At 73.1% G+C, this 10,259-nt stretch carries 7 protein-coding genes; 2 read left to right on the top strand and 5 right to left on the bottom strand.

Annotated elements, in window-relative coordinates; all coding sequences use genetic code 11:
- On the top strand, positions 1 to 1,158 hold a 1,158-nt coding region (gene groL / locus D6718_08895; protein ID RMG44922.1), incomplete at its 5' end, for a chaperonin GroEL.
- 112 nt (positions 1,159 to 1,270) lie between these two features.
- The gene (locus D6718_08900; protein RMG44923.1) at positions 1,271 to 3,460 is read left to right on the top strand and encodes a hypothetical protein; all 2,190 of its coding nucleotides are present in this window, start codon (positions 1,271 to 1,273) and stop codon (positions 3,458 to 3,460) included.
- A gap of 9 nt (positions 3,461 to 3,469) precedes the next feature.
- Here D6718_08900 and D6718_08905 read toward each other — a convergent pair whose 3' ends face one another.
- The 5 genes from D6718_08905 to D6718_08925 form a co-directional block, all read right to left on the bottom strand.
- A complete protein-coding gene (locus D6718_08905) occupies positions 3,470 to 4,759 on the bottom strand; it encodes a hypothetical protein (protein RMG44924.1) in 1,290 nt (429 codons plus the stop codon).
- A gap of 31 nt (positions 4,760 to 4,790) precedes the next feature.
- Positions 4,791 to 6,002: a glycosyltransferase gene (locus D6718_08910; GenBank protein RMG44925.1), complete on the bottom strand. Its 1,212-nt coding sequence runs from the start codon at positions 6,000 to 6,002 to the stop codon at positions 4,791 to 4,793.
- 74 nt (positions 6,003 to 6,076) lie between these two features.
- Positions 6,077 to 7,225, bottom strand: coding sequence for an ABC transporter permease (locus D6718_08915; protein ID RMG44926.1), 1,149 nt, complete (start codon positions 7,223 to 7,225; stop codon positions 6,077 to 6,079).
- On the bottom strand, positions 7,225 to 8,466 hold the full coding sequence (locus D6718_08920) for an ABC transporter permease (GenBank protein RMG44927.1): 1,242 nt from the start codon (positions 8,464 to 8,466) through the stop codon (positions 7,225 to 7,227). The genes D6718_08915 and D6718_08920 overlap by 1 nt, the downstream gene beginning before the upstream one ends.
- 6 nt (positions 8,467 to 8,472) lie before the next feature.
- A complete protein-coding gene (locus D6718_08925) occupies positions 8,473 to 9,402 on the bottom strand; it encodes an ABC transporter ATP-binding protein (protein ID RMG44928.1) in 930 nt (309 codons plus the stop codon).
- Positions 9,403 to 10,259: the final 857 nt, after the last annotated feature.

The raw sequence follows: 10,259 nt of genomic DNA on the forward strand, positions 1-10,259 counted from the left end.
GGCAAGATCATCGCCGAGGCGATGGACAAGGTCGGCAAGGACGGCGTGATCACGGTCGAAGAGGCGAAGTCGCTCGAGACCTCGCTCGAGGTCGTCGAGGGGATGCAGTTCGACCGCGGTTACCTCTCGCCGTACTTCGTGACCGACGCCGAGCGGATGGAGGCGGTCCTCGAGGATCCCTACATCCTGATCTACGAGAAGAAGATCTCCTCGATGAAGGACCTCCTGCCGATCCTCGAGCAGGTGGCCCGCGCCGGTAAGCCCCTCCTGATCATCGCCGAGGACGTCGAGGGCGAGGCCCTGGCGACGCTCGTCGTCAACAAGCTGCGCGGCACGCTGCAGGCCGCGGCCGCGAAGGCGCCGGGCTTCGGTGACCGCCGCAAGGCGATGCTCCAGGACATCGCGGTGCTGACCGGCGGCAAGGTCATCAGCGAGGACCTGGGCATCAAGCTCGAGTCGGTCCAGCTCGCCGAGCTCGGCCGCGCGAAGAAGGTCGTCCTCGACAAGGACAACACCACCATCATCGAGGGGCGCGGCAAGACCTCCGACATCGAGGCCCGCGTCAAGCAGATCCGCACGCAGATCGAGGAGACGACCTCCGACTACGACCGCGAGAAGCTGCAGGAGCGGCTCGCCAAGCTCGTCGGCGGCGTCGCGGTGATCAAGGTCGGCGCGGCGACCGAGGCTGAGCTCAAGGAGAAGAAGGCCCGCGTCGAGGACGCGATGCACGCGACCAAGGCGGCCGTCGAGGAAGGGATCGTTCCCGGCGGCGGTGCCGCCCTGCTGCGGGCCCAGAGCCGGCTGGACAACCTCCGCGTGAAGGGCGAGGACGCGAAGATCGGCGTCCAGATCGTCCGCCGGGCGCTGGAGGAGCCGCTGCGGCAGATCGCGGCGAACGCCGGCTTCGAGGCGTCGGTCGTGGTCAACGAGGTGCGTAACCTCGACAAGAACAAGGGCTTCGACGCGCGGACCGAGAAGTACGTCGACATGATCGAGGCCGGCATCATCGATCCGGCCAAGGTCGTGCGCGTCGCGCTCCAGAACGCCGCGTCGGTCGCCGGCCTGCTGCTGACGACCGAGGCGCTCGTCACCGAGGTGCCGGAGGAGAAGAAGGAGTCCGCCGGCGGCCACGGGATGGGCGGCGGCATGGACTTCTGAGCCGCGCGGCCAACGGAAGACCGACCGGGGAGGGGCGGATGCCCCTCCCCTTTTTCTATAGTTCCGCCCGCCGGGGCGTCGCGGTATATGAAGCCCCGCGGAGGTCCGGACCATGTTCCCTCGACGAACGACCGCACTCCTCGCCGCCCTGGCCATCGCCGCCCCGGCCGCCGCGCCCGCCTCCGGCATGCGGCCCCCGACGCCCGAGGAACGGGACGCGCTGCGCGCCAAGAGGGGTCTCCGAACGGCCGCCGAAGCGGCCGCGGACTCGGCCAAACTCGCCAACCAGGACCTCTTCGACGTCCAGCGGTACGATCTGCGGATCGTGTTCAACCCGAACACCCGCCGGATCAACGGCCAGGTCACCGTGACGGCTCAGAGCCTGGCGGACGGTCTCGACCAGGTGATGCTCGACCTGCTGGACAACATGAACGTCGACGGTGTCGACTCCGGCGGCGTGCCGCTCGCGTTCGACCATCAGGGAGGCGTCCTCACCGTCACGCTCGACCGCCCCTACGGCGCGGGCGAGGTCTTCGCCTTCACCGTGTCCTACGCCGGCGAGCCCGATCCCGGCGGTACCGGCTACTTCGGCTGGAACAAGTTCCTCCAGGGCGGATACGGGAAGATGGCCTGGTCGCTCTCCGAGCCGGACGGTGCGCGGGGCTGGTGGCCGTGCAAGGACCGGCCCGACGACAAGGCGATGGTCGACGAGCGCTGGACCGTTCCCGCGCCGTGGGTGGCCACCGGCAACGGCGTCCTCGCCGGCACCGACCCCGGAACCCCCGGCTGGATCGAGTATCACTGGGTCCCCTCGCACCCGCTGACGACCTACCTGGTCAGCATCGCCGCCACCGATTACGTCTCCTTCTCCGACACTTACGACACGCTTTCGGGCGGCACGATGCCGATCGACTACTACGTCTACCCCGGAGACCTCGCCGACGCCCAGGAATCGTTCAAGAACACGCCGGCGATGATCCGCTACTACGCCGAGACCTTCGGCGAGTATCCGTTCGTCGAGGATAAGTACGGGATGAGCGCTTTCCCGTTCTCCGGGGCGATGGAACACACGACCAACACCTCTTACGGGTACACGCTGATCGACGGAACCCATCGATACGACTACATCATCGCCCACGAGCTGTCGCACCAGTGGTGGGGCGATTCGGTGAGCCCCGAGACTTGGGCGGACGTGTGGCTGAACGAGGGGTTCGCCACCTACAGCGAAGCGCTGTGGGAAGAGCACCTCAACGGCTGGCCCGGCTACCACGACTACATGAACTCTCTCTGGAGAGAGCACTTCGACGGTCCGGTCTACGACCCGACCGCGCTGTTCGGCAGCACCGTTTACGACAAGGGAGCGTGGGTGCTCCACATGCTGCGCCACGTCATGGGCCCGCAGGCCTTCTTCGACGGGCTGCGCGCCTGGTACGCGGATCACAAGGACGGCGTCGGGAACACCGCGCAGTTCCAGGCGAACATGGAGACTTTCCACGGCGCCGGGCTCGGCTGGTTTTTCGACGAGTGGGTCTACGGCGAGAATTCCCCGCGCTACGAATACGGCTGGTCCACGGCCGATCTCGGCGACGGGACCTACCGCACCTACGTGAGGATCCACCAGGTCCAGACGGATGCGGGCGTCTTCACCATGCCCGTCGACCTCACCCTCGTCCTCCCCTCCGGCGACGAGGTGAGGACCGTCTGGAACGACGCGTGGGATCAGGACTTCACGCTGGACAGCTCGGAGCCCCCCTCCGACGTGCTGTTCGACCGCGACGATTGGATCCTGAAGGCCTCGGTGACGACGATCACGCTGGACGATGCCGACGGCGACGGCGTCCCCGACCGCAACGACAACTGCCCCGCCGCCGCGAACCCCGCGCAGGCGGATTTCGACGGCGACGGCACCGGCGACGCGTGCGACGCGGACGACGACGGCGATCGGCTCGACGACGCGGCCGACTGCGCGCCCTTCGACCCGGAGCAGGGTCGGCCGGACGAGGTGTACCCGCTCTCCGCCCGGCGGGGACCGGCGGGGGCGACACACCTCGAGTGGGCCGCCGCGGCCCGCGCCGACGACTACGACGTCGTCCGCGGGACGGGGGCCGGGCTCCGGGCGGGCGACTACGGCGGGTGTCGCGCTCGCGGATTGACCGGGCTGAGCTACGACGATCCCGATCTGCCCCCGGCCGGAGAGATGTTCACCTACCTCGTCCGCGGGCACGACACCGGATGCGGCGGGGACGGCCCGCTGGGCGATGCGAGCGACGGGAGCCCGCGCGACGCTCCCTGCGCTCCGTGACGGTCCCCGTCAGGCGGGGCGGCTCCGCCCGAAGAGCAACGCCGCGCCCGCCGCGGCGAGACCGGCGGCGAGGCCGGCGGCCAGCCCGGCCACGTCGAGCAGGAAATCGCTCACCTGGGCGAGGCGCGTTTCGGTGAGCACTTGCAGCATCTCGCTTCCCATGGCGAAGAGAAGCAGCCCCGCCGCCATCGCCGCCCAGCCGGCGAGCCGTCTCGGGCGGGGCATTCCCTCCCCGGCCGCCGCGCGCGACCAGGCGAGCTGGGCCCACAGCCCGAGCAGCGCGAACAGGAGCACGTGCCCCGCCTTCTTCGCGTAGAGCACACCGGTGCGGGTGAACAACGCCTCGAGTTCGTTCGCTTCCTCCCGCTTCGCCGCGCGCGCTGCGGGCGCCGCACCGCCCCCCTTCCCCGGGTCGCGGCGCGGTGCGGGCTTCAGCGATCGGATCGCGCGCGCCGCCGCGCCGCCGACGCGCTCCACGCCGGACTGGATCGCGGGGCCGGGGAGGAGCACTCCCGCGAGGATCAGGCCCGCGGTGACCACCGCCGGCTTTCCGAACGGGCGCCGCCAGGCGCCTGCCGCCCTCGCCCCCGCCGCCGCCAGGGCGACGAAGGTGCCGAGCAGGAGGAGCCGGAGCGGCGCGTAGGAGGCGCGCTGCTTGACCGGAAACAGCTCCAGATCGTCGACCCACATCGTTCCGGAGCGGGCCACGATCTGGACGAACGCGCGCGCCCCCGCGGCCTCCGGCGGAACCCGCACGGTCCCGACGATCCGCCGCCAGGGGTTGTCCCCGCTGAGCAGCGCCGACACGTGCGGCCGGTTCCAGATCCCCCTGCCGCGGCGATCGACGAAAAAGAGGAGGAGGCGGGCCATCTGCCACGGCCGGTCCCCCGGCACCACCCCCTCGGTGCGGATCCACCCCGAGATGCGGAGGAAGGCGTACCGGCGCGGCTCGGGAAGGATCCAGCGCATCGACGCGCGCTGGCCGGCCGCGACGAGGCGCATCGCGCCGCTCCCCCCGATCCCCTCCCCGGGCGCCCAGCTCACCTCCCCCGCAATGTCCGGCCCGCCGGCCGGCCCCGCCGAATCGCCCGGCGGGCTGTCGAACGCCCCGCCGGTGATCAGCGGCGGGCCGTCGGGCTGGTAGGGATCGTACAGGGTCGCGACGGCGCCGAGTGCGGCCACGAAGGCGACGCCCGCCAGCAGGATCCGCGCGGCGGTCCGGCTCCCGGGCCGGGAGCGGCGGTCGTCCGCCGGGGAGGCGGCGTGGCGGTCTCGCGGCATCTCCGCGGGAAGATACATCCCCGGCCGGCGCCCGCCACCCGGAGCGGCGTCAGCGGCGGCCGGCGGCCGCCGGTCTGGCCGCCAGGCGTGCCTCGGAGTCGAGCTCGTAACGCCGACCGCGCCAGACGACCTGGCGGCCGCGTGCGGCGAGAAGCAGGCCCGGCGCCAGGAGCAGGAGGGCCGCCGAGACCCACCGGAAGCGCGGCGGCACCGGCGCACCGCCGGCCTTCTCGTGCAGGCGGTTGACGCTCTCGGCCACCGCGAACGCCGCCCCGAGACCGAGCGCGGCCGCCGCCCACGCGCCGGCCACCGCCGCGGCGGCAGCGGTCGCCGCGCCGAGCCAGAAGAAAGCGCCCCTCAGCCAGGAGATCGACTTGAACCCGCGGCCCGGCAGGCCGGTTCGCGAGAAGGCGAACCAGCGCACGAACATCGGCACGGCCTCCCGGATCGCGAGCCCCTGCTGCACGATGGGCACCCGTTCCGAGCCGACGAGGTTCCGGTAGCCGGCGGCCGAGAGCCGCAGCCCGAGATACATGTCGTCGACGAGCTGACCCTCCGCGCAGGCCAGGCCTCCGATCGCCGCGAGGGCCTCGCGCCTGAGCACCATGAACTGTCCCATGATGAAGGGGAGCGTCCCCGCCCGGCGCCGCGCCGCCCAGGCGGCGGCCGGCGAGTAGAGGCCGTTCAGGAGCAGGGCGTAGGCGACGTCGGCCACGGTGAGCGGCGGGTCGGTGACCGCCACCGGCGCGAAAGCGGCCCCGGCCCGGCTGTCGGCGAGAAGGCGGCGCACCAGCCCCGCCAAGACGGTGGGCCCCGCGCGGGTGTCGGAGTCGACACACGCGATGAGCTCGCCGCGCGCGTGGCGCATGCCGGCGATCATCGCGTTCAACTTGCCCGTCCTTCCCGGCGGCGGCGCTCCGCAGAACAGGACCCGGTAGGTCCGCCCCACGCCGCGGCGGCCGCGCCGCTCCAGGGCCGCCTCGACGAGCGGAAGGGCGGGCTCCCGGTCGTCGTCGAAAAGGAAGATCGTCTCCACCTCGCCGGGGTAGTCGATCTCGAACGCGGCTTCGATGTTCTCGCGGGCGCCCGCGTCGAGCCCCTTGATCGGGCGCAGCACCGTCACCGACGGCAGGCGCGGTCCTCCCGCCTCCGGACCGGGGTCCTCCCCCGCCCGGAGCGCCCGCGCGAGCGTCGCGTGCATCGCGAGCGCTCCGGCCGCGGCCGCGCCGGCCACCACGAGCAACAGCAGGTCGATCCCCATCGCCTCCGCGATCCCGTGAGCCCCAACGCTACCCGAAGCCGCCCGGCGGGCGCCACCGCGCCGGGCAGCCGGGCTCAGGAGATCCGGACGAACCGCCGGGCCGCGGCCGCCGCCGCACAGCCGAAAGCCGCGAGCGCGCCCAGCCACGGGGCCGTGTCCGCCAGCCCGCCCCCGAACGAAAGGAGGCGGTGCAGGGCGGTCATCGCCCAGCCCGTCGGCAGCGCGCGCCCGACCGCCTGCAGCCACGGGGGGACGACCTCGAGCGGCCACCAGCATCCGCCCAGGGCGGACAGGACCAGTGCCACCAGCACGCCGGCGTTCGCCGCGCGAGCCGGCTCCCGGATCGCCGCTCCCAGCAGCACGCCCAGCGGGGCGACCGCGAGCGCGTACACGGCGAGCACGGCGAACGCCGCGAGGGGATCGCCGGACAGGGGAAGCCCGAACAGGCGCACCCCCGCCGCCGCGGCGGCGACGAGGACGGCCGCCTGCACGAGCGCGACGAGCAGTCGACCCGCGATCTTCCCCAGGACGACCGCGCCCGGGGCGATCGGCGCGGCGGCGAGGCGCGCCAGCACTCCCTGGCGGCGCTCTCTCGCGAAGGCGGCGGCGCCCCAGGTGAGCGCCACGAGCAGCATGAACATCACCGTGTCCCCGGGGACCGACTGGGCGAACCCCGCCGGGACGGTGCGGGCCTTGCCCGCGAAGGAGGACTCGACCCGGACGAGATCTTCCGGTCCCTCGTAGCCGGCGAAGGACTCCTCCGCCGGCACCTCTCCGGCCGGGCCCGCGCCGGCGCGCGCCGCCACGGCACCGATCACGCGCGCCACGGCGGCGAACACGCGCGCCTCGACCGCCACGCCCTCCTCTCCGCCGCCCCCGCCGCCGCGCAGGCGCAGGACGACCCGCTTTCCCGAGAGCATGTCGCGGCCGAAGCCGGGCGGGATCTCGAGCACGGGGAGGTCTCCACCCTCCTCGCCGGAGCGTTCTTCCACGACCGCGAGCCCGCTCCGGCCCAGCTCCTCGACGAGCAGCCCGGCCAGCGGACCCCCGTCGCGGTCGGCGACGGCGATTCCCGGCACCTCTTCGCCGGCCCCGTTCCCGCCGGTGACGACACCGAAGAAGAGGGCGAACAGGACGGGGAAGACGAACATCCACAAGACGGCGGCCCGTGTCGACAGCGTCTGGCGCAGGTCGTTGCGGGCGATGGCCAGCACCCCGGACATCACACGCCCCCCGCGCGGATGCGGCGGCCGAGCACGAGCGTGCCCGCCGAGATCGCCGCCAGCCCTCCGATCCCGAGCACGAGGACGTTCGGCAGCACCTCGGTGGCGCCTCCCCCTTGGATCAGCGCGAGAAAACCGCTGGCCGCCCAGTAGTTGACGGTCAGGCGGCTGATTGGGAGAAGGAAGTCGGGCAACGCCGTCACCGGGAGGAACGAGCCGCCCACCATGGCCGAGAGCATCACGACCATCGTCGTGACGGCGTTCGCCGCCGCTGCGCTGCGGCACAGGGCGACGAGGAGGAGCAGCAGCCCGGCCGCCGCCGTCGCCGACGAGACGACGAGCAGCGCGACGGCTCCCGGAGGTCCCCAGGCCACCCCCACGAGCCATCCGAGACCGACGAGGGCGGCGAGGCCGGCCGCTCCGACGAGCACCGCGGCCGACGCCTTGGCGACCAGGTAGTGCCGCAGCCCGAGCGGAGCGCACATCAGGTGGCGCAGAAGGCCGCGCTCCCGCTCCTCCATGACGTCGCGGGTGACCGCCTGGGCGAAGAAGAGGAGACTCAGGACCGCCAGCCCGGGGAGCACCAGCTCCAGGACACGCTGCACGGTCGGCGCCTGATCGCCCTCCCCGCCGGGCGCGACCGTCTCGACGTCGATGACGGGCGGAAAGAGATAGACGCCGATGCGGTCCATCTTCTCGGCGATCATCGCGGCGAGCGCCCCGACGGCCGCCGGCCCCGAATCCCGGCGGCCCGACATCATCTCTCGGAGCCGCTCCAGCTCGGGACGGAAGGCGCGCGAGATCTCCGAGAGGATGGCCGCCCCGGCCCGGGCGAGATCCTCCACGACCCCGGGCAGGAAGCGCTCGGCCGGGTTCTTGACCACCTCGAGGCGCGCCGGCCGGCCGGCGAGGAACGCGTCGGTGAATCCGGCGGGGATCACGACCAGGGCCGACGCTCGGCCCTGCTCGATCTCGGCGCGCCCCTCGGGACCGACCGGATCCACCTCGAGCGGGTTGTCCTCCCCTCCCGCGGCCAGGGCGCCCGCCAGCATTCGGGAAAGGGGTGTCCGATCCTCGTCGAGCAGGAGAACCCGGACGTGGGGCGTTCGCTCCCCGGTTCCGAAGGCGAGGGCGAAGATGGCCGAGAGCACCAGCGGCAGGGCGAGAAGGAAAGCGAGGCGGCCCGGGTTGCGCCACCAGCGGAGGAGGTCGCGGCGGATCAGGGCGAAGACAGGCGCCATCGCTGTTCAGTCCCGGAGCTCGCGCCCGGTGAGCGTCAGGAAAACCGTCTCGAGCGTGGGGCGCTGGATGGCGATGTCCTCGATCCCGGTCTCGGAGCCGACGAGTGCCGGGAGCAGGCGCGGCAGGCCGGGGCCGTCCCGATCGATGGCGAGGATCGCCAGGCCGTCGTCGACGCGCCGCGGCTCGAGACCCTCGAGCCGCTGGAGGCGCGCGTGCAGCTCTTCCGCCCGGAAGCGGCCGGTGACGCGAAGCACGTTGCTCTCCCCCGCGAGTCGGGTGAGCTCGTCGAGGGTCCCCGCGGCGAGGATCTTCCCGTGATCGATGATCGCGATCCTCCGGCAGAGCTTCTCGGCCTCGTCCATGTAGTGCGTCGTGTAGAGCACGGTCGTCCCGCCGGCGGCGATCTCCCGGACGATGTCCAGAATGGCGGCTCGCGCCTGGGGGTCGATTCCGACGGTCGGCTCGTCGAGCAGGAGCAACCGCGGCTCGTGGACCAGCCCCATCGCCAGGTTGAGCCGCCGCTTCATTCCGCCCGAAAAGGTCCGGACGCGATCGCCGCCGCGGCCGCTCAGCCCGACCCGCTCGAGCGACCGCTCCACCGCCTCGCGGCGGGACCGGCCGCGGAGCCCGTAAAGCGAAGCCCAGAAGGCGAGGTTGTCCCGCGCCGTCAGATCCTCGTAGAGCGCGATCTCCTGGGGGACCACGCCGAGCGCCCGCTTCACCTCCGCGGGACGGCTCCACACGTCGCGCCCATCGACGAGGATCTCCCCCGCGTCGGGCGCGAGAACGCCCGCGATCATCGAGATCGTGGTGGTCTTCCCCGCCCCGTTCGGACCGAGCAGGCCGAAGATCTCGCCGTCGGCCACCTCGAACGACACGCCGGCCACCGCCTCGAGCGAGCCGAATCGCTTGACGAGACCCCGAACGGCGAGCATGGCGCCCCTCCTCCCGGCCTCACGCGGCGGCCGGCCGTTATACACCGGGGAGTCCGAGAGCCGGAAACCGCTCGGCGGCGGGCGGGAACCGCTCGCGGCGACCGCCTCCGCTTTCGGGGATTTCCGCGCCGACGGCCGCATTCCCGAACGGCGGCGGCCGTCCGTGCGGCCGCGGCGGAGCCGAGCGGCGGCGGCGCCACGCCGGAGCGATCCGGTGCCGGCCCCCGGATCCAGGCTCGCCCCGCGCCGGATGGCGGGGGCATCCCCGGCGGGCGCACCGTGCGGGGAACGTCACCGGAGGGAAGAACCGTGCGAACGGCTCCCGGCGGGGGGACCTCGCGGGACTGTTCGCGAACTTTCCGGCAGGAGCGCCGCATCGGCCACGCGCTCGCCTGCGTGCCTCGGCCGAGCGCGCGGCCTGCGCCGACCGGCGCCCCGGCCACCGGGCGGCGGTGCCGGCGTTCCACTTCGAGCTCTCGTGCCGAATCGGGTCCGGCCTTTCGCTCGGGCTGCCGGCGCTCGTCCGGAGGGCACGAGGTGCCCCGCGCCTCCGGGCCCGTGCCGGGCTCCCCTCGGCGATGCGAGTCGACGCGCCACTCGATGTCAGACGGACGCTTCGGCCCGAACTCGCGCGCATCGAACCCCTCGGCGCCGCAGCCTCGGAGCGCCCGGCGGCCCGGACGCCGTGCCGCACCGCCGCGGGTGCGCTCTCCGCGCCGCGGCGCTGCCGGCCGGTCTTTCCCGCAGGCCCTTCCGGGGAAGGGCCGTCCCGAACACCGCCACCCGGAGGGCAGGCCCCGCGGAGGAGATCTTCGGCCGCGACCCGGCGGCGACCGGGACGGGCGGCGGGCGCGGCC

Source organism: Acidobacteriota bacterium (assembly GCA_003696075.1).
Taxonomy (GTDB): Bacteria; Acidobacteriota; Polarisedimenticolia; order J045; family J045; genus J045.